Origin of the sequence: Rhodanobacter lycopersici, from assembly GCF_040812335.1 — a bacterium.
Taxonomy (GTDB): domain Bacteria; phylum Pseudomonadota; class Gammaproteobacteria; order Xanthomonadales; family Rhodanobacteraceae; genus Rhodanobacter_A; species Rhodanobacter_A lycopersici.
Genome location: NZ_JBFOHK010000001.1, coordinates 556,045 through 574,300, shown reverse-complemented (window position 1 = coordinate 574,300; position 18,256 = coordinate 556,045). Strand labels below are relative to the sequence as shown.

The following is an 18,256-nucleotide window of genomic DNA, read 5'->3' as shown; positions in this document are numbered from 1 at the left end:
TTCCTAGCATGCGTGCATGAGCGTCACACCCACTCACGATCACGCACATCCGCATCCGGCGGTGGCACACGACCACGATCATGTGCTGCACACCGGCGTGCGCGGCCGCAAACTGTTGCTGGCCTTCGTGTTGACCACGCTGACCATGCTGACCGAAGTGGTTGGCGGCCTGTGGTCGGGCTCGCTGGCCCTGCTCACCGACGGCGGCCACATGATGGTGGATGCGCTGGCCTTGCTGATGGCCTTTGTCGGCGCACGCATGGCGCTGCGACCGGCCGATGCGCGACGCAGTTATGGCTACGGGCGGATGGAAGTGCTGGTCGGCTTCGTCAACGCGCTCAGCCAGTTCGTGCTGGTGGCCTGGGTGGTGTGGGAGGCGATCCAGCGCCTGCTGCATCCCGGCGGGATCCTGTCGGGCATGATGCTGGTCGTGGCCATCGTCGGCCTGGTGGTGAACCTGCTGGTGCTGCGCAGCCTGCACGGGCATGCGCATGATGACGTGAACCTGGCCGGTGCCAGCCTGCATGTGCTGGGCGATCTGCTTGGCTCGGTGGCGGCGGTGCTGGCCGCGCTGGCGATCCGTGCGTTCGGCTGGCTGTGGGCCGATCCGGTGCTGTCGATGCTCGTGGCGGTGCTGATCCTGGGCAGCGCGTGGCGCCTGTTGCGGCGCTCCGCCCACATCCTGCTGGAAGGCGTGCCGGACGGCATGGACAGCGCCGAAGTGGAGGCTGCGCTGCGCAGTGCGGATGCCTCGATACGCGGCATCCATCACTTGCACGTATGGCAGCTGGCCTCCGGTTCGCGCATGGCGACCCTGCACGCCGAACTGCACGATACGGCCGCTGCTGCACAGGCGTTGCGGGCCATCAACCGCCTGCTGGGCGAACGTTTCGACATCCAGCACGTCACCGTGCAGATCGATCCGGATGACTGCCAAGACCAGTCGCAGGGTTGCGCCGGCCACGGTCACGGTTGAACCCGCCGGTCCCGGCTATGGTGCCGGCGATGGCGCTGCTATCATGGTCCACCATCACGTATTGAGGAGATTTCCATGGGCAAGGGCGATCGCAAGACCCGTCGCGGCAAGACCTATCGCGGCAGCTACGGCAACACCCGCGTGCACGGCGCGCAGCCGGCGGTGGTCGGCGCCAAGCCGACCGTGACCAAGCCGGCGGCCGCGAAGAAGGCAGCGCCGAAGAAGAAGTCGGCCTGAGTCGCAGCGGCCGCGCATCGCGAAAAACCCCGCCCAGGCGGGGTTTTTTGTGGGCGCTCGCCGGGTCGGGGTGTGATCGGCCGGCACGCCGTGACGGCCCGCTGAACGCAGCGTGGCGCCTGCTGCTTGCGTCGGCTGCCGGTGCTCCCTACAATGCGATCCATTGTACTAACGCGTTAATACATTATGAAACGTCGATCACTGGACCCCGAGACGCCTGACGAGTCGGCCGAGCTGAGCCTGTGCCAGGCGCTGCTGTCGCTGAAGGGGGCGGACGAGATGGCTGCCTTCCTGCGCGACCTGTGCACGCCGGCCGAGCTGGAGGTACTGGTGGACCGCTGGCGCGTGGTGCCGTACCTGCTCGATGGCGTGTCCTACCGCGAGATCCACGAGCGCACCGCAGTGAGCATCACCACGATCGGCCGCGTGGCGCGTTTCCTCAACCAGGGCAACGGCGGATATATGGCAGCCGCGGCGCACGCTTCGCGCCGCCGCACTACTGCGAAGAAGGCACGCACATGAAGCCACGCGATCGACTTCGCATCGCGATGCAGAAATCCGGCCGGCTCACCGAACCGGCGCTGGAGCTGCTCAAGCGTTGCGGCCTCACTTTCCGGCAGAGCCGCGACAAGCTGTTCTGCTTCGGCGAGGGCGAGCCGGTGGACCTGCTGCTGGTGCGCGACGACGACATCCCCGGCCTGATCGCGCAGGGCGTGTGCGAGCTGGGCATCGTGGGCCGCAACGTGCTCGACGAGTTCCGCGTCACGGCCGGCCGCGACAGCGAGCCGCTGGCCGAATTGCGGCCGCTGGGCTTCGGGCGCTGCCGGCTTTCCATCGCGGTGCCGCAGGAATTCGATTATCGCGAGCCCGCGCAACTGTCCGGGCAGCGCATCGCCACCTCGTATCCGGGCCTGCTCGGTGCATGGCTGGGCGAGCATGGCGTCGAGGCCGGCGTGGTGACCCTGGCCGGTTCGGTGGAGATCGCGCCGAAGCTGGGCACCGCGGACGCGATCTGCGACCTGGTGCAGAGCGGCGGCACCCTGGTGGCGAACCAGCTGCGCGAGGTCGACGTGCTGCTGGACAGCGAGGCAGTGCTGGCCGGCCCACAGGCGCTACCGGCCGACGAGCGCGGCGACCTGGTCGAGCTGCTGCTGAAGCGGCTGGATGGCGTGATCCAGGTACGCGAATCGCGCCTGCTGCTGCTGCAGACCCCGCGCGCCGCGCTGGATGCGGTGACCCGGCTGCTGCCCGGCGGCCCGCAGCCGACCCTGCTGCCCGTTGCCGGCCAGCCCGACCAGTTGATGTTGCAGGCGCTGTGCGCGGGCGAGGTGAGCTGGCGTCAGCTGGAAGAGATCAAGAAGGCCGGTGCGCGCGAGATGTTCGTGCTGCCGGTGGAGAAGATGCTTGCATGAAGAGCTGGTTGGCATGAAACGGATCGACTGGAACGCATTGGACGAACAAGGGCGCAGCGAGGCACTGGCGCGCCCGGTGCAGTCGCGCGCGTCGGAACTGCGCGAAGGCGTGAGCCGCATCATCACGGAGGTGCGCGTACGCGGCGATGCGGCCTTGCGCGAGCTGAGCGCGAAATACGATCGCTGCGCCTTGGCGGCGCTCGAAGTCGCCGACGACGAATTCACGGCCGCCGAGGCGTCGCTCGATCCCGCCCTGAAGACGGCGATCCGCGAGGCCGCCGGCCGCATCGAGACCTTCCACCGTGCCGCCGCGCTGCAACCGGTGGGCGTGGATACCGCGCCCGGCGTGCGGGTGGAGTGCGTGTTGCGACCGATCCAGCGCGTGGGCCTGTACGTGCCGGCGGGCAGCGCGCCGCTGCCGTCGACCGCGCTGATGCTGGGCGTGCCCGCGCGCATCGCCGGCTGCCGCGAGGTGGTGCTGTGCTCGCCTGCGCGCGCCGACGGGCGCTGCGATGCGGCGGTGCTGTATGCCGCCCGCCTCACCGGCGTGCACAAGGTATTCAAGCTGGGCGGCGCGCAGGCGATCGCGGCGATGGCGTACGGCACGGCGTCCGTGCCGAAGTGCGACAAGCTGTTCGGCCCCGGCAATGCCTGGGTCACCGAAGCCAAGTTGCAGGTGTCGTCCGAGCCCGACGGCGCGGCGATCGACATGCCAGCCGGCCCGTCCGAGGTGCTGGTGATCGCCGACGTGGCGGCGAATCCCGCCTTCGTCGCCGCCGACCTGCTGTCGCAGGCCGAGCACGGGCCGGATTCGCAGGTGATCCTGCTCAGCGATTCGGCGGCCCTGCTGGATCGGGTCGAACACGAAGTCGAGCGGCAATGCGCCGAACTGCCGCGTGCGGAGATCGCGCGGCAGGCGCTGGCGCAGAGCCGCCTGATCGCAGTGGCCTCGCTGGCGCAGGCCGTCGAGGTGAGCAACCGCTATGCGCCCGAGCACCTGATCCTGCAGGTGACGGTGCCGCGGCGGCTGCTCGAGGGCATTGCCTGCGCCGGTTCGGTCTTCCTCGGCGCGTGGACGCCGGAGTCGGTGGGCGATTACTGCAGCGGCAGCAACCACGTGCTGCCCACCTATGGCCATGCGCGCAGCTACAGCGGCGTGTCGGTGGCCAGCTACCAGAAACAGATCACCGTGCAGGAGCTCAGCGCCGACGGCCTGCGCGGTATCGGTCCATGCGCCGCCACGCTGGCGGCCGCGGAGCAACTGGAGGCGCATCGCCGCGCGGTGACGCTGCGACTGGCTGAACTGGAGTCAATGATATGAGTGTGCTCGATCTCGCACGGCCGGAAATCCGTGCCTTGCAACCGTATTCCTCGGCACGCATGGAGGCCAGCGGCGGCCAGCTGCTGCTCAACGCGAACGAGTCCGCGTGGGAGCCGACCGGCGACGGCGGCACCGGCTGCAATCGTTATCCGGAACCGCAGCCGGCGGCCATGGTGGATGCCCTGACGCGCCTGTACGGCGTGCGCCGCGAACAGCTGCTGGTGAGCCGCGGCAGCGACGAGGCGATCGACCTGCTGGTGCGCGCGTTCTGCCGCGCCGGACGCGACGCGGTCCTGATCCAGCCGCCCACCTTCGGCATGTACGCGGTATGCGCGCGCATCCAGGATGCGGGCGTGATCGAGGCGCCGCTGCGCCGCGACTTCACGCTGGACGTGGACGCCACGCTGGCCGCGGTCACCGGCGCCGTGAAGCTGGTGTTCGTCTGCACGCCAAACAATCCCGCGGGCAGCGTGGTGCCGCATGCCGACATCGAGCGGCTGGTACAGGCGCTGGCCGGCCATGCGTTGCTGGTGGTGGACGAGGCCTACGTGGAGTTCGCCGACGAGGGCAGCGTGGCCGACCTGCTCGACCGCTACGACAATCTTGCGGTGCTGCGCACGCTGTCCAAGGCCTGGGCGCTGGCCGGTGCGCGCGTCGGCTGCCTGCTGGCGCATCCGGACGTGGTGGCCCTGCTGCGCCGGATCATTCCGCCGTATCCGCTGCCGCTGCCCAGCGTGAATGCGGCCCTGCTCGCGCTGTCGGGCTGGGGGCAGGCGAACGCGCGAGCGCACATCGACATCGTGCGCGCCGAGCGCATTCGCATGCGCACGGCGTTGGCCCGCCTGCCGGGAGTGCGCGCCGTGCTGCCTTCGCAGGCGAATTTCCTCACCGTGCGTTTCGACGATGCCGGTGCCGTGTATCGGCAGTTGTTCGATGCCGGCATCGTGGTGCGTGACGTGCGACGTTACCCCGGCCTAGATGATGCGTTGCGCATCACCGTCGGCACGCCGGCGGAGAACGAACAGGTGCTGGCCACCCTGGCGTATCCGGCGACGGCGCGGGGAGCGGCTTCTCTGAAGAGTCCGGCCATGGATGGCCGGGGTTTTGCCGAGGGATCGGCAACATGAATGCAAATCGCAGGGTCCTCTTCGTCGATCGCGACGGCTGCCTGATCGAGGAACCGGCGGACGAGCAGATCGACAGCTACGAGAAGCTGGCCCTGCTGCCGGGCGTGATCGCCGCGTTGCAGCGCTTCGTCGCCGCCGGCTACGAGCTGGTGATGGTGACGAACCAGGACGGGCTGGGCACGGCCAATTTCCCCGAGGCGCATTTCAGCGGACCGCACGAGCTGCTGATGCGCATCCTGTCTTCGCAGGGCATCCGCTTCCGCGAGGTACTGATCGACCGCAGTTTTCCGCATGAAGGGCTGGACACGCGCAAGCCGGGCGTCGGCATGATGCACGCATGGCTTGCCGACGACGGCTGGAGCCGCGCTGCCTCGTTGATGGTGGGTGACCGCGAGACCGATCTGCGCTTCGCCGCCAACCTGGGCGTGCGCGGCTTCCGGGTGGGGTCGCAAGGCATGGCCTGGGACGAGCTGGCGCACCAGGTGCTGGACGCGCCGCGCATCGCCGACGTGGTGCGCAACACCAGGGAAACCCGCATCCGCGTGCGCGTGGATCTGGACCGCATCGCCGAGCCGAAGGCTCACACCGGTCTCGGTTTCTTCGACCACATGCTGGAGCAGATCGGCAAGCACGGTGGTTTCGCGCTGGAGCTGAGCTGCGACGGCGACATCCACATCGACGATCACCACACCATCGAGGACTGCGGCCTGGCCCTGGGCCAGGCCCTGAAGCAGGCCCTGGGCGACAAGCGTGGCATCGGCCGTTACGGTTTCGCGCTGCCGATGGACGAGAGTGCGGCGGAAGCGCGGCTGGATCTGTCCGGCCGCCCGTACTTCGTGTTCGAAGGCCAGTTTCCGCGTGAGCGCGTGGGCGAGCTGGCGGTCGAGATGGTGCCGCACTTCTTCCGCTCGCTGTGCGAGACGCTGGGTGCGAACCTGCATCTGTCGGTGCGCGGCGAGAACGCGCATCACATGATCGAGGCCTGCTTCAAGGTGGTGGCGCGCACGCTGCGCCAGGCGATCTGTCGCGAGGGCGACGAGCTGCCCAGCACCAAGGGGAGCCTGTAATGCTGCAATCGATGCGCATGGTTGTAGGAGCGCACCTTGTGCGCGATAGCTCTTCGTCACGTGACGGAAAGCATCGCGCACAGGGTGCGCTCCTACGCGCGAGGTGCACATGACGGTCGTGCTGGTCGACGCCGGCGGCACCAATATCGGCTCGGTGCGCTACGCGCTGCAGCGCCTGGGCGCGGATGCGGCGCTGACCTCGGATGCTGCGGCGATTCGCGCCGCCGACAAGGTGATCCTGCCCGGCGTGGGCTCGGCGGGGCCGGGCATGGCACGCCTGCGCGAGCTGGGTCTGGTCGAGCTGTTGCGCTCGCTGACCCAGCCGGTTCTGGGCGTGTGCCTGGGCATGCAATTGCTCTGCGCGCATTCGGAGGAGGGCGATACCAAGTGCCTCGGCCTGATTCCGGCAGAGGTGCGCCGTTTCGCCGAGCGCCCCGGGCTGCGCGTGCCGCACATGGGCTGGAACCGGCTGTCCGTGCAGCGCGAGCATCCGCTGCTGGCCGGGCTGGGAGAGGACGAACAGGCGTATTTCGTGCACAGCTACGCGGTGCCCGCGGGCGAGTGGACCCTGGCCACGGCGGATTACGACGATGCGTTCTCCGCCGTGGTCGCGCGCGGCAACTTCCACGGCATGCAGTTCCACCCCGAGCGTTCCGCCGCCGTCGGCGCGAAGCTCCTCAAGAATTTTCTAGTGCTATGACGTTCACTGTCATTCCCGCCATCGACCTGCGCGACGGCTGCGTGGTGCGCCTGAAGCAGGGCGACTACGCGCAGCAGACAACTTACTCGGACGATCCACGCGCCGTGGCGCGGCGCTACGCCGAGGCCGGTGCACGCTGGCTGCACCTGGTCGATCTCGACGGTGCGCGCTCTGGCAAGCTGGACAACCTGGCGGCGATCGAGGCGATCGCCAAAGACGGCATGCAGGTGCAGGCCGGTGGCGGCGTGCGCGAGGATGCCGACCTGCGCCGGCTGTTCGATGCGGGCGTCACCCGTGTAGTGGTGGGCAGCGTGGCGATCCGCGATCCCGACCGCGTGGCCGGCTGGCTGCGCGAACATGGCGCCGAACGCCTCACGCTGGCCCTCGATACCCGCCGCATCGACGGACGCTGGAGCCTGCCCAGCGCGGGCTGGACGGAAACCGAGGCGCGCACGCTGGACGAACTGGCGCCGTGGTATGCCGCACAGGGCGCGCGCCACCTGCTGTGCACCGACATCGACCGCGACGGCATGCTGGCCGGCTTCAACCTCGACCTGTACCGGCATCTTGCCGAAACCGCGCCGTCGCTGGCCGTGCAGGCCTCCGGCGGCGTGCGTTCACTGGACGACATTCGCGCGGCCCGCGAGGCGGGGGCGCGCGGCGTGATCCTGGGTCGCGCCTTGCTGGAAGGACGCTTCGACGTGGCAGAGGCACTGGCATGCTGAGCCGCCGCATCATTCCCTGCCTCGACGTGCGCGACGGCCAGGTGGTCAAGGGCGTGCGCTTCCGCGACCACGTGGCGATGGGCGGCATCGTGGATCTCGCACTGCGCTACCGCGACGAGGGCGCCGACGAGCTGGTGTTCTACGACATCACCGCCAGCCCCGAAGGACGCAGCGTGGACCGCGGCTGGGTGGAGAAGGTGGCGCGGGTGATCGACATCCCGTTCTGCGTGGCTGGCGGCATCCGCTCGGTGGACGAGGCGCGCGCGGTGCTGCACGCCGGCGCGGACAAGGTGTCGGTGAATTCGCCGGCGCTGGAGCGGCCGGAACTGGTCGACGAACTGGCCGCCGCCTTCGGCGTGCAGTGTGTGGTGGTGGGCGTGGATTCGCTGCGCGACGCCGACGGCGAGTGGCGCGTGCGCCAGTACACCGGCGATCCGTCGAAGACGCGCGCCCTGGCGCGCCGCACGCTGGACTGGGTGGCCGAGGCGCAGAAGCGCGGCGCCGGCGAGATCGTGCTCAACTGCATGGGCAGCGACGGCGTGCGGCAGGGTTACGATCTGGAACAACTCAAGGTGGTGCGCGCGCTATGCAAGGTGCCGTTGATTGCATCGGGTGGTGCGGGCGCGATCGAGCATTTCCGCGAAGCCTTCGCCGAAGCCGACGTGGATGGCGCACTGGCCGCGAGCGTGTTCCACTCCGGTGCGATCGCGATTCCCGAACTCAAGCGCTACCTGCAAGGGCAGGGCGTGGCCGTGCGAGCCTCTTAGCTCGTCATTCCGGCAAAAGCCGGAATCCAGAGTCTTTGGCCTTGATGCCGGACAAAAAGCATTGGATTCCGGCTTTTGCCGAAATGACGGAGAAACCATACTTTCCTGTATGCCTTGGCGCATACGACTGCAGGTACCGCCCATGAGCGACATCCAAACCGATCTTGCGCGGCTCGACTGGCCCAAGGGCGACGGCTTGCTCCCTGCCATCGTGCAGCACTGGCTGACCGGCGAAGTGCTGATGCTCGGCTATATGAATGCGGAGGCGCTGGCGGAGACGCAGCGCAGCGGCCGCGTCACGTTCTGGAGCCGCAGCAAGCAGCGGCTGTGGATGAAGGGCGAAAGCTCCGGCCACGTGCTGGCGCTGAAATCCGTCCGCGTCGACTGCGATGCCGATACCTTGCTGGTGCAGGCCGAGCCGCACGGGCCAACCTGCCACCTGGGCACGTCCAGCTGTTTCGGCGGGGACGCGCGTCCGCCGCTGGGTTTCCTTGCCGAGCTCGATGCGCTGGTGGCGCAGCGCCACGCCGAGCGCCCGCAGGGCAGCTACACCACGAAACTGTTCGAGGCCGGTACGCGCCGCATCGCGCAGAAAGTGGGCGAGGAAGGCGTGGAGAGCGCGCTCGCAGCGGTGGCGCAGGGCGACGAGGAACTGCTGGGCGAGGCGGCAGACCTGGTGTTCCACCTCACCGTGCTGCTGCGCGCCCGCGGGCTGTCGCTGGCCGATGCGGTGGCCGTGCTGGCCACGCGGCACGCTGCGCGCTGAGCGCGGCGCTTCAGGGCGTCGCTGCGGCGGCGCTGGTGGCAGGCGCGGGTGGGGCGGGTGCGAACGGCACTGCCGGTCCCGGCACGATGTTCTTGCGCCATGCATCGAGCTGCGCCTCGATGCCCTTGCCGACGTAGCTTTGCGGCTCCGATGGCGTGAGCTTGTCGCGTTGCTCCCATTGCCCGATCTCGGCCTTGGCCCGGGCGAAGGCATCGACGAAGTTGTCGGTGCGGTTCAGCGCATCGACCAGCCAGGCGTGGCCGAAATAGGTGAGCTCCGATTCGCTGCCGCAGCCGAATGAGCTGCGGTCGCTGCGGGCAGCGGTCAGCACCAGGGTGCCGTCGCCGGCAAGCGGCGGGATGAAGCCGCCGGAGTAGCAGGCGTTGACCACCACCACCTTCCACTTGAACGGGTGCTCCTTGAGGATGTCGGCCAGGTCCTGTGCGTCGATCTGGTCCAGCGGCAGCGGATCCATGTCCACCAGCAGTTCGTGGTCCTCGCTGCCGTGGGTGGCCATGTAGAGCATCAGGATATCGTCGGGCTGCATCACCTTGGCGAGGCCGTCCAGCGCGCCTTCCAGGTTGCTCCAGCCGGCCAGCGGGTGCGTGGAGAGCGAGGCCGGATTGTTCTCCAGCACCAGCGTATGGGCGCTGGCACCGAAGCGCTGGCGGAACAGCCTGGACGCGTATTCGGCCTCGTTGCGGAACACGTCCTCGCTGCCGTCGCCCGCGAAGGCGACCAGGTAGAGATTGGGTTTGCCGGGCACGCGCGGACCGAGCTTCGCCAGCGCGTCCTGCAGCAGCTGCGGCTGGGCGTAGAGCACCTGTTCGGGCGTGGGACCCTGGTCCGGCCAGTTGGCGTTGCCGTCATCGTCGTCGCCGCTGTCATTGTCTGCGACGGAGCTGGTGGTTGCAGCGCTGCTCGCTGTCGCCATGGCGGGGGCGGCCGTGTCGGCGGGGGCGGAAGCGCGGTTCGGCAGCCACAGCATCAGCAGCACGCCGGCGGCGAAGGCGAGCAGGGCGGTGAGTACGGTGCGCATGATGCGAAGGCTCGGCTCGTGGGTCAGGGCGTGATGGCGTCGAAATCGGTGTAGGCGGGGTGGCGTGGCTGCGCTGGCAGCGTCTGTGGCGGCCGCAGCAGCCAGCCGGTGTGGAAACCCGCGGCCTGTGCGGCGTCCAGTTCCTCGACGATGTCGGACAGGAACAGGAGATGTGCAGGCTGTTCGCCGATCGCCATGGCGATCTTCTCGTAGGAGGCCTGTTCGCGCTTGGGGCCGGTCTCGGTGTCGAAGTAGCCGGCAAACAGCGGCGTGAGGTCGCCCGCCTCGCTGTAGCCGAAGAACAGCCGCTGCGCGGGCACCGAACCCGAAGAGTACACGTACAGCCGCAGTCCTTCGGCGCGCCAGGCGCGCAGCCGCGCCGCCACCTCGGGATAGACATGGGCGCGGTAGTCGCCGGCCTCGTAGCCTTCCTGCCAGATCATGCCCTGCAGCGCCTTCAGCGCGGTGGACTTGCGATCCTCGGCTATCCAGCGCAGCAGCAGCTCGATCACTTCCTGCCGGCTGGCCTCGATGTAGCCGGCCTCCTTCGCCGCCTCGTGCAGCCAGTGTTGCACCTCGGGGCGATCGGCATGGGTTTCGACGAAGGCGGGCAGGCGCTTGCGCGCATAGGGGAACAGCACGTCCTTGACGAAGCTGATCGAGCTGGTGGTGCCTTCGATGTCGGTGACGATGGCGCGGATTTCGGGCATGGCCATGGGAACAGGTGGCGGAGCGGCCAGTTTACCCCGGCCATGGAACTCATCCCCTATCCCTTCGGGAGAGGGTGCCCGCAGGGCGGGAGAGGGTACGGGCGGAGCGTGGCGCCGCGCGCGGGACGTATCCTCTTCCCGGGCCCCTCTCCTCGCTCCTCAGAGCCGGCGCCATCCATGGCGCCTCCCCGCGTGCCCTTCGGGAGAGGGGAGAAAAGCTCAGCCCACGGCGGCGACGGGTTCCATGCGCGGGAAACCCTGTGCGATATCGCTGCCGGTGAAGTTCGCCACCCAGCCGTCCTTGTTGGTGAACAGGCGGATCGCCACAAAATAGGGTGCCTCGCTCATGTCGAACCAGTGGCGGGTACCGTCGGGCACGCCGATCAGGTCGCCTGCCTGGCACAGCACGTCGTAGACCTTGCCATCGATGTGCAGGGTGAACTGGCCGGCCCCGGCCACGAAGAAGCGCACCTCGTCCTCGCTGTGGGTGTGCTCGCTGAGGAACTTCTGGCGCAGCGCGGCACGGTCCGGATGGTCCGCCTTGAGACTGATCACGTCCACCGCCTGATAGCCTTCTTCGGCCATCAGGCGGTCGATGTCGCCGCGGTAGGCGGCGATCACCTCGTCCTGGCTGGCGCCGGGGGCGATCGGCTGGCTGGCGGCCCACTGCTCGAAGCGCACGCCCACCTTGTCCAGTTCACGGGCTATGGCCGCATGCACGGTGTGCGTGGAGAGCGGCGCCTCGGGGCGGTGTTCGTCGAAGATGCGCAGACGGCTCATGCGGATAGTCTCCTGAGATCGAGTTCGCAGCCCAGCAGGAATTCCAGCGCCTCCAGGTGGCGGCGCGCCTCGGCCATGTCGCGGCCCCAGGTATAGATGCCGTGCCCGTCGATCAGGTAGGCGGCGAGCGGCTTGCCGGCGTCCAGCCAGGCGTCCACGCGTTCCACCAGCTCGGGCATGTGCTGGGTGTTGGGAAACACCGGGATCTCCAGCACGCTCGCGTGCGTGGTGTGGCCGGCGATGGCCTTCTGCAGTTCCCAGCCTTCCAGGCGCACCACGCCAGCCTGCGCGAACAGCCGCGAGGCCACGCTCTGCGTGCGTGAGTGGGTGTGCAGCACGGCCTGCGCTTCGGGCCAGCGGCGGTAGACCTGGGTGTGCAGCGCGGTTTCCGCGCTGGGGCGGGCATCGGTGCCCACGGCGTGGCCCTGCATGTCCACCAGCATGATGTCCGCGCGACCCAGCTTGCCCTTGTCGCGGCCGGAGATGGTGATCGCGGCGTGGTCGGTGTCCACGCGCATCGAGAAGTTGCTGCTGGTGGCGGGCGTCCAGCCGGCGAGCGCCAGCTCGCGCGCGGCGTCGGCGATGGCATCGGCGCGAGCGGCGAAGAGTGGGGCGGGAATCGTTTCCGGGAGTTTCTGGTGCATGACGAATGGACGTCCAAACGGAGGGCGACTATAACACGCGTGGCGGAGATGCCCGGCAGTAATGCGATCCATTCTCGCAAGTCAGGAGGCATCGCGCACAAACGCGCTAAGATCGCCGCATCGTGCTTCACTCATCCCGCCGCATGCTGCGCCGGATTTTTCACAGACGGAGGTTTTGCCCATGTCGAACGAAAAAGATCTCGAATCGCGTCGCCGTTTCCTGAAGGTGGCTGCCGGTACCACGGCGGCTGCGGTGGTGATGGGCGGACTGCCGCGTTACGCGCGCGCCGCCGATCTGCCGCACGTGACCGATGCGGATCCGACCGCCAAGGCACTGGGCTATGTCGAGGATGCCAGCAAGACCACCAACCCCAAGCACAAGGCTGGCGACGACTGCGCCAACTGCCAGTTCTACTCCGGCGGTCCGACCGGCTATGGCCCTTGCGCATTGTTCCCGGGCAAGGCCGTCAACGCGAAGGGCTGGTGCGTGTCGCATTCGCCGAAAGCAGGCTGATCGCACGGCGCGCTTCCGATCGAAGCAACAGGAGGCCGGCACGTGTTGCCGGCCTTTTCGTGTGCGACATCTCGCAGGCACGCGCAGACTGCGCGCGATGGCGGCGCAATTGATATCGGAGAAGGGAGTGTCGCGAGAAAAGTGCTGCCCGGCGCGTCAGGCTGAGGAGCTACCCACCTGACGCGCCGGGCGGCGATCCGGGGCCCACTGCCAAGTGATCAACCCTCGGACTCGGGATGATACCCCTGGTCGGGCCAAATGGGCGGTCGCGAGTCGAGATTCTTTCGGAAAGATTCCGTTAAGTTGTTCAAAAACAACAACTTGTTTCGGCTTTCCAGCACAAGCCCGATAAGAATCGCGCTCTAGATTCGAGTAGTCGTTATGACTACGTTTCGCCGAAAATTCGTCATTTTCGGCGAAATTCCAGAGTGTTGAAGCGTCAGGCTCGCTGGACGCCCGCTTGCGAGCGACGCAACTGGCTGTGCCGGTAGCCGTAGCCGAAATAGATCGCCAGGCCGATCAGGGTCCAGATGCCCATCAGCAGCCACTGGTACCAGTTCTCCCAATACAGCAGGCCGAGGCAACTGACGACGCCCAGCGTGCAGATCACCGGCGCCCACGGCACGCGGAAGGTGCGTGGCAGTTCGGGGTGGGTGTAGCGCAGGATCAGCACGCCGGCGCAGACCGCGACGAAGGCGATCAGCGTGCCCATCGAGACGAGGTCGCCAAGGATGTCCAGCGGGAACACCGCCGCCAGCGCCGCGATGCCGAGGCCGGTGATCACGGTGTTGATGTGCGGAGTCTTGTAGCGCGGGTGGATCTTCGCGAACACCGGCGGCAGCAGGCCGTCGTTGCCCATGATCATGAAGATGCGCGGCTGCGCGATGATCATCACCAGCACCACCGAGGACAGGCCGATCAATGCGCCGATCTCCACCAGCCAGCGCAGCCAGCCCAGCTGCGGATGCGCCTTTACCGCAGTGACCACGGGTTCGCTGGTGCCCAACTGGTCGAACGGCAGCAGGCCGGTGATCACGGCCGCCATGCCGATGTAGAGCACGGTGCAGATCGCCAGCGAGACCAGGGTGCCGATCGGCAGGTCGCGTTGCGGATTCTTCGCCTCCTGCGCCGCGGTGGAGGTGGCCTCGAAGCCGATGTAGGCGAAGAACACCAGGGTCGAGGCGCGCATGATGCCGGCCCAGCCGTATTTCTCCGGCCCCTGCTGTGGCGGGATGAAGGGCTCCCAGTAATGCGGGTTCACGTACTGCCAGCCGGCCACGATCACGACCACGATCAGGCCGACCTTGAGGATCACCATCGCCAGGTTCGCACCGCTGGATTCGCGGATGCCCACGTAGCACAGCCAGGTCAGCGCCAGCGTGATCGCCACCGCGGGCAGGTTGAGCAGCGCGCCGGTGGCGACGAGGTGGCCGTCCTGGTAGGCCAGCGGCGCATTGGTGAGCGCCGCGGGCAGGTGCATGCCCATGTTGTCGAGGAAGCTGGTGAAGTAGCCGGTCCAGCTCACCGCCACCGCCGAGGCGGAGACGCCGTATTCCAGCACCATGTTCCAGCCGATGAACCAGGCCACCAGCTCGCCCAGCGTGGCGTAGGCGTAGGAATACGAACTGCCCGACATCGGGATCAGGGTGGCGAACTCGGCGTAGCACAGCGCGGTGAAGCTGCAGCAGATCGCCGCGATGACGAAGGACAGGATGATCGCCGGGCCGGCGTGCTCGGCCGCCGCCTGGCCGGTGATCACGAAGATGCCGCCGCCGATCACCGCGCCGATGCCCAGCGCGGTCAGGCCCCAGGGGCCGAGCGTGCGCTGCAGCGCGGTACCGTGGGCGCCGTCAGCGCCGGAAAAATTGGTCTTGCGGGCGAGCAGTTGCTTGAGCATGGGGCTTCCGGACGTAAAACCGGCACGACGTGGTCGTGCCGGCAGCGTGACAGTCGGTGTGCGCGGGTGCGGGAATCAGTCCGCCTCGACGCCGCGGGCCAGGTGGCTCTTGCGGTAGCCGTACAGGTAGTACACCACCAGTCCGATCGCGCCCCACACGAAGAAGGTGATCTTGGCTTCCTTCGACAGGTTGAGGAACAGCAGCAGGCAGCCGATCACTGCCAGCGGGCAGACCACCCACGGCAGCGGGGTGCGGAACGGGCGTGGACGCTCGGGCTGGGTACGGCGCAGGATCAGCACGCCCAAGGCCACCATGATGAATGCGAACAGCGTGCCCGAGTTGGTGATGTCGGCGAGGATGCCCACCGGGAACAGCGCGCCGAACAGCGAGACGAAGGTGCCGGTGATCAGGGTGATGATGTGCGGCGTGTGGAAGCGCGGATGGATCTTGGCGAGCTTGCTGGGCAGCAGGCCGTCGCGCGACATGGTGAAAAAGATGCGGGTCTGGCCGTAGGTCATCGTCAGGATCACCGACGGCAACGCAATGCCGGCGGCAAAGGCGATGAAGGCGGCGACGGTGTTGTGGTTGAGCAGGCGCACCACGTGGGCCAGCGCCTCCTTGCTGCAGACCAGTGCCTGCGAACCATCGCAGGCCGCGGCAAACGCCGGGGTGCCTGGTTCAAGGGCCAAGCCGTTCGGGCCCAGCATGGGCTGCGCGCCCACCGAACCCACGGCGGCGTAGCTCACCAGCAGGTAGTAGATGGTGCATACGCCGAGCGAGCCGATCAGGGCGATCGGAATGTTGCGGTTCGGGTTCTTGGTTTCCTCGGCGGCCGTGGAGATGGCGTCGAAGCCGATGTAGGCGAACACGATGGAGGCTGCCGCGCCCAGCACACCGATGCCACCCATCGGGCTGCCCCAGCCGTTCGGCACGAAGGGCGTGAAGTTCTGGTCCTTCACCGCCGGCAGCGCGACGAAGATGAAGGCAGTAAGCGCGATGATCTTGATCAGCACCAGCACGGTGTTGACCTTGGCCGATTTCGAGGTGCCGATCACCAGCAGGAAGGTGATCGCCAGGCCGATCAGGCAGGCCAGCAGGTTGAAGCTGCCGCCGTCCATCGGGCCCGCCTGCAGGAAGTGCGGCAAACCGAATCCGGCATGCGCGAGCAGGCCGTTGACGTAGCCGGCCCAGCCCACGCACACCGTGCTGGCGGCAATGGTGTACTCCAGCACCAGCGCCCAGCCCACGATCCATGCGACACCCTCGCCGAGCACGCCATAGGTGTAGGTGTAGGCCGAGCCAGCCACTGGCACCATCGCGGCGAGTTCCGCATAGGCCAGCGCGGCGAACGCGCAGACCACCGCGGCGATCACGAACGCGACCATCATGCCGGGGCCGGCCTTCTGGCCGGCTTCGGCGGTGAGCACGAAGATGCCGGTGCCGATGATCGCGCCGATGCCGAGCATGGTGAGCTGGAAGGCGCCGAGCTGGCGGGTGAGACTCTTCTTTTCCGCCGTGGCGATGATCTGGTCGATCGGCTTGATGCGCTTGAACAGCATGCGATGTTCCCCGGGAATACAAGACGTCACGCTCGTCCATACCGCGACGAGAACTGACGCGACGAGCCGGCGGACGGCCAACCATAGCGGAGCGACTGTAGGGGTACAAGACGCGATGCAGCTAGAATGCGCGTTGTTTTCGCGTCCCCTGCCACAAGTCATGTCACACGCTTTTCCGCAGTTTGCCGCCGCCCTGGGCGACTATCGCTCGCGCCATCCGGAGGAGGGTGGCGCCATCGATGGCTTCGCGGTTTTTCTTGCTTCGGATGCGTCGGTGTTCGAGCGCAGCCACGTCGCGGGGCACTTCACCGGCTCGGCGTGGCTGGTCAGCGCGGATGGCCGGCGCGTGTTGCTGATGCACCATCGCAAACTTGGGCGCTGGCTGCAGCCGGGCGGTCATGCCGACGGCGATGCCGACCTCGCACGCGTGGCATTGCGGGAGGCCGAAGAAGAGACCGGGGTAGTCGGGCTGCGCGTGGAAGATGGCATCTTCGACCTCGACCGCCATCGCATTCCGGCGCGCGGCCACGAGGCGGAACACTGGCATTACGACGTGCGCTACGTGGTGCGTGCAACGGTGGGGGAATCGTTCGCGGCGAACGAGGAGTCGCTCGGGCTGGCATGGCGACCGGTGTGTGAGGTCGCCGACGATGCGGATGTCGACGAATCCGTGCGGCGCATGGCACGCAAATGGATGGGGCGTTTGCTGTAGGAGCGCACCCTGTGCGCGATCGCTTTTGCTTCGATCAAACGCCCGTCGCGCACAGGGTGCGCTCCTACGCGTAGCGCGCGGGTGCGGGGTTGAGATGGCCGCAACCCTGGCAGGTGCGCGCCTGGCGTGAACGGTAGAAGCGTTCGAACACCGGCGGGAAATCACGCTCGATGCTGCCGAGGATGAAGTACTCCTCGTACAGCTTGCTGTTGCAGCGTTCGCAGAACCACAGCAGGCCGTCCTTCTCGTGCGGCAGGCGGCGGCGCTCGATCACCAGGCCGATCGAATCGGCCATGCGTTGCGGCGAATGCGGTACGCGCGGCGGCAGGTAGAAGATCTCGCCGGCGCGGATCGGGATGTCGCGCGCCACGCCCTCGTCCTGCACCTTCAGCACCATCTCGCCCTCGAGCTGGTAGAAGAACTCCGGGCCTTCGTCGTGGTGGTAGTCGGTGCGCGCGTTCGGGCCGCCGACGATCATGATGATGAAATCGCCATCGACGATGCACTTGTTGCCCACTGGCGGCTTGAGCAGGTGGCGATGCTCGTCGATCCAGTGCCTGAGGTCGAATGGGGGCGTCAGGGTCATGCGCGGCGATCCGTGGAAGCTCCGCCTACCTTAGCGCTGCAGACACCGCGGCGGAACCGTCCCGGCGTACCGGGACGGTTCCGTTTCCGTGCTTACGGCATCAGCACCTTGTCGATCACGAAGATCACCCCGTTGGACTGCATCACGTCGCCGATGGTGACGTGAGCGGTGTTGCCTTTGGCATCGGTGATCGCCCAGCCACTGCTGTCCTTGCTGACGGTGAGATCCTCGCCCTGGACGGTCTTCAGTTCAGCCTTGCCGCCACCGGCGGCGACCTTCGCGGCCAGGTCGCTCGCGGTCAGCCGACCGGGCACCACGTGATACGTGAGAATGCCTACCAGGGTGGCCTTGTTCGCCGGCTTGAGCAGGTTGTCGACGGTGCCGGCCGGCAGCGCGGCAAACGCTTCGTTGGTCGGCGCGAATACGGTGAATGGGCCCGGGCCTTCCAGCGTGCCGACCAGGCCGGCGGCCTTCACCGCAGCGACCAGGGTGGTGTGATCCTTCGAGTTGACCGCGTTCTGGATGATGTTGCGCGACGGATACATCGCCGCACCGCCGACCATCACGGTTTTATCCATACCCTGCGGCGCAGCGATGGCGGCCGGGGCGGCGGCGACGGTGGCAAGCGCGAGCGCCAGTGCGGCGGACAGCATGCGGCTACGGTGGCTGAGAACTTTCATGGTGCGATCTCCCTCGTCGATGACATGGACTTCCGG

21 protein-coding genes are annotated in these 18,256 nt (G+C 67.6%); 13 read left to right on the top strand and 8 right to left on the bottom strand.

Features of this window, described 5'->3' with window-relative positions:
* The first annotated feature begins 16 nt into the window (after positions 1 to 16).
* From ABQJ54_RS02670 to hisIE, 11 genes are all read left to right on the top strand, one after another.
* Positions 17 to 976 carry a cation diffusion facilitator family transporter gene (locus ABQJ54_RS02670; RefSeq protein ID WP_367852718.1) on the top strand — a complete coding sequence of 320 codons (960 nt, stop codon included), beginning with the start codon at positions 17 to 19 and terminating at the stop codon, positions 974 to 976.
* A 75-nt stretch (positions 977 to 1,051) separates the two neighbouring features.
* Complete coding sequence (locus ABQJ54_RS02665) at positions 1,052 to 1,213, top strand: 30S ribosomal protein THX (RefSeq protein ID WP_077483554.1); 162 nt, start codon at positions 1,052 to 1,054, stop codon at positions 1,211 to 1,213.
* Between the two features lie 186 nt (positions 1,214 to 1,399).
* A complete protein-coding gene (locus ABQJ54_RS02660; RefSeq protein ID WP_367852717.1) occupies positions 1,400 to 1,735 on the top strand; it encodes a YerC/YecD family TrpR-related protein in 336 nt (111 codons plus the stop codon).
* On the top strand, positions 1,732 to 2,625 hold the full coding sequence (gene hisG / locus ABQJ54_RS02655; protein WP_367852716.1) for an ATP phosphoribosyltransferase: 894 nt from the start codon (positions 1,732 to 1,734) through the stop codon (positions 2,623 to 2,625). Before ABQJ54_RS02660 ends, hisG begins: the two co-directional genes overlap by 4 nt.
* A gap of 13 nt (positions 2,626 to 2,638) precedes the next feature.
* Positions 2,639 to 3,946 (top strand): histidinol dehydrogenase, encoded by a 1,308-nt coding sequence (gene hisD, locus ABQJ54_RS02650; protein ID WP_367852715.1) that lies wholly within the window; start codon positions 2,639 to 2,641, stop codon positions 3,944 to 3,946.
* A complete protein-coding gene (gene hisC / locus ABQJ54_RS02645) occupies positions 3,943 to 5,073 on the top strand; it encodes a histidinol-phosphate transaminase (protein ID WP_367852714.1) in 1,131 nt (376 codons plus the stop codon). The genes hisD and hisC overlap by 4 nt, the downstream gene beginning before the upstream one ends.
* Entirely contained in the window at positions 5,070 to 6,140 is a 1,071-nt protein-coding gene (gene hisB / locus ABQJ54_RS02640) for a bifunctional histidinol-phosphatase/imidazoleglycerol-phosphate dehydratase HisB (protein WP_367852713.1), read from the top strand. Before hisC ends, hisB begins: the two co-directional genes overlap by 4 nt.
* A gap of 109 nt (positions 6,141 to 6,249) precedes the next feature.
* Positions 6,250 to 6,840, top strand: coding sequence for an imidazole glycerol phosphate synthase subunit HisH (hisH, locus tag ABQJ54_RS02635; protein WP_367852712.1), 591 nt, complete (start codon positions 6,250 to 6,252; stop codon positions 6,838 to 6,840).
* Positions 6,837 to 7,565, top strand: coding sequence for a 1-(5-phosphoribosyl)-5-[(5-phosphoribosylamino)methylideneamino]imidazole-4-carboxamide isomerase (gene hisA, locus ABQJ54_RS02630; RefSeq protein WP_367852711.1), 729 nt, complete (start codon positions 6,837 to 6,839; stop codon positions 7,563 to 7,565). The genes hisH and hisA overlap by 4 nt, the downstream gene beginning before the upstream one ends.
* Positions 7,559 to 8,332, top strand: coding sequence for an imidazole glycerol phosphate synthase subunit HisF (hisF, locus tag ABQJ54_RS02625; protein ID WP_367852710.1), 774 nt, complete (start codon positions 7,559 to 7,561; stop codon positions 8,330 to 8,332). Before hisA ends, hisF begins: the two co-directional genes overlap by 7 nt.
* A gap of 142 nt (positions 8,333 to 8,474) precedes the next feature.
* The gene (gene hisIE / locus ABQJ54_RS02620; RefSeq protein ID WP_367852709.1) at positions 8,475 to 9,098 is read left to right on the top strand and encodes a bifunctional phosphoribosyl-AMP cyclohydrolase/phosphoribosyl-ATP diphosphatase HisIE; all 624 of its coding nucleotides are present in this window, start codon (positions 8,475 to 8,477) and stop codon (positions 9,096 to 9,098) included.
* 10 nt (positions 9,099 to 9,108) lie between these two features.
* Here the strand turns inward: hisIE and ABQJ54_RS02615 are convergent, their stop codons facing one another.
* The 4 genes from ABQJ54_RS02615 to ABQJ54_RS02600 form a co-directional block, all read right to left on the bottom strand.
* Positions 9,109 to 10,137, bottom strand: a complete 1,029-nt coding sequence (locus tag ABQJ54_RS02615) for a C13 family peptidase (RefSeq protein WP_367852708.1) — start codon at positions 10,135 to 10,137, stop codon at positions 9,109 to 9,111.
* Between the two features lie 23 nt (positions 10,138 to 10,160).
* Entirely contained in the window at positions 10,161 to 10,847 is a 687-nt protein-coding gene (gene mtnC / locus ABQJ54_RS02610) for an acireductone synthase (protein WP_367853556.1), read from the bottom strand.
* 219 nt (positions 10,848 to 11,066) lie between these two features.
* Complete coding sequence (locus tag ABQJ54_RS02605; protein WP_367852707.1) at positions 11,067 to 11,627, bottom strand: 1,2-dihydroxy-3-keto-5-methylthiopentene dioxygenase; 561 nt, start codon at positions 11,625 to 11,627, stop codon at positions 11,067 to 11,069.
* Complete coding sequence (locus ABQJ54_RS02600) at positions 11,624 to 12,271, bottom strand: methylthioribulose 1-phosphate dehydratase (protein WP_367852706.1); 648 nt, start codon at positions 12,269 to 12,271, stop codon at positions 11,624 to 11,626. Before ABQJ54_RS02600 ends, ABQJ54_RS02605 begins: the two co-directional genes overlap by 4 nt.
* 181 nt (positions 12,272 to 12,452) lie before the next feature.
* On the opposite strand from ABQJ54_RS02600, the gene ABQJ54_RS02595 reads away from it, so the two are divergent.
* The gene (locus ABQJ54_RS02595; protein WP_367852705.1) at positions 12,453 to 12,785 is read left to right on the top strand and encodes a high-potential iron-sulfur protein; all 333 of its coding nucleotides are present in this window, start codon (positions 12,453 to 12,455) and stop codon (positions 12,783 to 12,785) included.
* Positions 12,786 to 13,224: 439 nt separating this feature from the next.
* Here the strand turns inward: ABQJ54_RS02595 and ABQJ54_RS02590 are convergent, their stop codons facing one another.
* A complete protein-coding gene (locus ABQJ54_RS02590; RefSeq protein WP_367852704.1) occupies positions 13,225 to 14,682 on the bottom strand; it encodes an amino acid permease in 1,458 nt (485 codons plus the stop codon).
* A 75-nt stretch (positions 14,683 to 14,757) separates the two neighbouring features.
* Positions 14,758 to 16,242 carry an amino acid permease gene (locus ABQJ54_RS02585; RefSeq protein WP_367852703.1) on the bottom strand — a complete coding sequence of 495 codons (1,485 nt, stop codon included), beginning with the start codon at positions 16,240 to 16,242 and terminating at the stop codon, positions 14,758 to 14,760.
* A 160-nt stretch (positions 16,243 to 16,402) separates the two neighbouring features.
* On the opposite strand from ABQJ54_RS02585, the gene ABQJ54_RS02580 reads away from it, so the two are divergent.
* On the top strand, positions 16,403 to 16,954 hold the full coding sequence (locus ABQJ54_RS02580) for an NUDIX hydrolase (protein WP_367853555.1): 552 nt from the start codon (positions 16,403 to 16,405) through the stop codon (positions 16,952 to 16,954).
* 64 nt (positions 16,955 to 17,018) lie between these two features.
* Here the strand turns inward: ABQJ54_RS02580 and ABQJ54_RS02575 are convergent, their stop codons facing one another.
* A complete protein-coding gene (locus ABQJ54_RS02575; protein ID WP_367852702.1) occupies positions 17,019 to 17,540 on the bottom strand; it encodes a 3-hydroxyanthranilate 3,4-dioxygenase in 522 nt (173 codons plus the stop codon).
* 92 nt (positions 17,541 to 17,632) lie between these two features.
* The gene (locus ABQJ54_RS02570; RefSeq protein WP_367853554.1) at positions 17,633 to 18,193 is read right to left on the bottom strand and encodes a fasciclin domain-containing protein; all 561 of its coding nucleotides are present in this window, start codon (positions 18,191 to 18,193) and stop codon (positions 17,633 to 17,635) included.
* Positions 18,194 to 18,256: the final 63 nt, after the last annotated feature.

Coding starts and splice junctions, on each gene's coding strand:
- ABQJ54_RS02575 (WP_367852702.1), bottom strand. CDS start 17,540: ATGACCCTGACGCCCCCATTCGACCTCAGGCACTGGATCGACGAGCAT.
- ABQJ54_RS02590 (WP_367852704.1), bottom strand. CDS start 14,682: ATGCTCAAGCAACTGCTCGCCCGCAAGACCAATTTTTCCGGCGCTGAC.
- ABQJ54_RS02580 (WP_367853555.1), top strand. CDS start 16,403: ATGTCACACGCTTTTCCGCAGTTTGCCGCCGCCCTGGGCGACTATCGC.
- hisC (WP_367852714.1), top strand. CDS start 3,943: ATGAGTGTGCTCGATCTCGCACGGCCGGAAATCCGTGCCTTGCAACCG.
- hisIE (WP_367852709.1), top strand. CDS start 8,475: ATGAGCGACATCCAAACCGATCTTGCGCGGCTCGACTGGCCCAAGGGC.
- hisB (WP_367852713.1), top strand. CDS start 5,070: ATGAATGCAAATCGCAGGGTCCTCTTCGTCGATCGCGACGGCTGCCTG.
- ABQJ54_RS02665 (WP_077483554.1), top strand. CDS start 1,052: ATGGGCAAGGGCGATCGCAAGACCCGTCGCGGCAAGACCTATCGCGGC.
- ABQJ54_RS02570 (WP_367853554.1), bottom strand. CDS start 18,193: ATGCTGTCCGCCGCACTGGCGCTCGCGCTTGCCACCGTCGCCGCCGCC.
- hisA (WP_367852711.1), top strand. CDS start 6,837: ATGACGTTCACTGTCATTCCCGCCATCGACCTGCGCGACGGCTGCGTG.
- ABQJ54_RS02600 (WP_367852706.1), bottom strand. CDS start 12,271: ATGCACCAGAAACTCCCGGAAACGATTCCCGCCCCACTCTTCGCCGCT.
- ABQJ54_RS02670 (WP_367852718.1), top strand. CDS start 17: ATGAGCGTCACACCCACTCACGATCACGCACATCCGCATCCGGCGGTG.
- ABQJ54_RS02585 (WP_367852703.1), bottom strand. CDS start 16,242: ATGCTGTTCAAGCGCATCAAGCCGATCGACCAGATCATCGCCACGGCG.
- mtnC (WP_367853556.1), bottom strand. CDS start 10,847: ATGCCCGAAATCCGCGCCATCGTCACCGACATCGAAGGCACCACCAGC.
- hisF (WP_367852710.1), top strand. CDS start 7,559: ATGCTGAGCCGCCGCATCATTCCCTGCCTCGACGTGCGCGACGGCCAG.
- ABQJ54_RS02595 (WP_367852705.1), top strand. CDS start 12,453: ATGTCGAACGAAAAAGATCTCGAATCGCGTCGCCGTTTCCTGAAGGTG.
- hisH (WP_367852712.1), top strand. CDS start 6,250: ATGACGGTCGTGCTGGTCGACGCCGGCGGCACCAATATCGGCTCGGTG.
- hisD (WP_367852715.1), top strand. CDS start 2,639: ATGAAACGGATCGACTGGAACGCATTGGACGAACAAGGGCGCAGCGAG.
- ABQJ54_RS02660 (WP_367852717.1), top strand. CDS start 1,400: ATGAAACGTCGATCACTGGACCCCGAGACGCCTGACGAGTCGGCCGAG.
- ABQJ54_RS02615 (WP_367852708.1), bottom strand. CDS start 10,137: ATGCGCACCGTACTCACCGCCCTGCTCGCCTTCGCCGCCGGCGTGCTG.
- hisG (WP_367852716.1), top strand. CDS start 1,732: ATGAAGCCACGCGATCGACTTCGCATCGCGATGCAGAAATCCGGCCGG.
- ABQJ54_RS02605 (WP_367852707.1), bottom strand. CDS start 11,627: ATGAGCCGTCTGCGCATCTTCGACGAACACCGCCCCGAGGCGCCGCTC.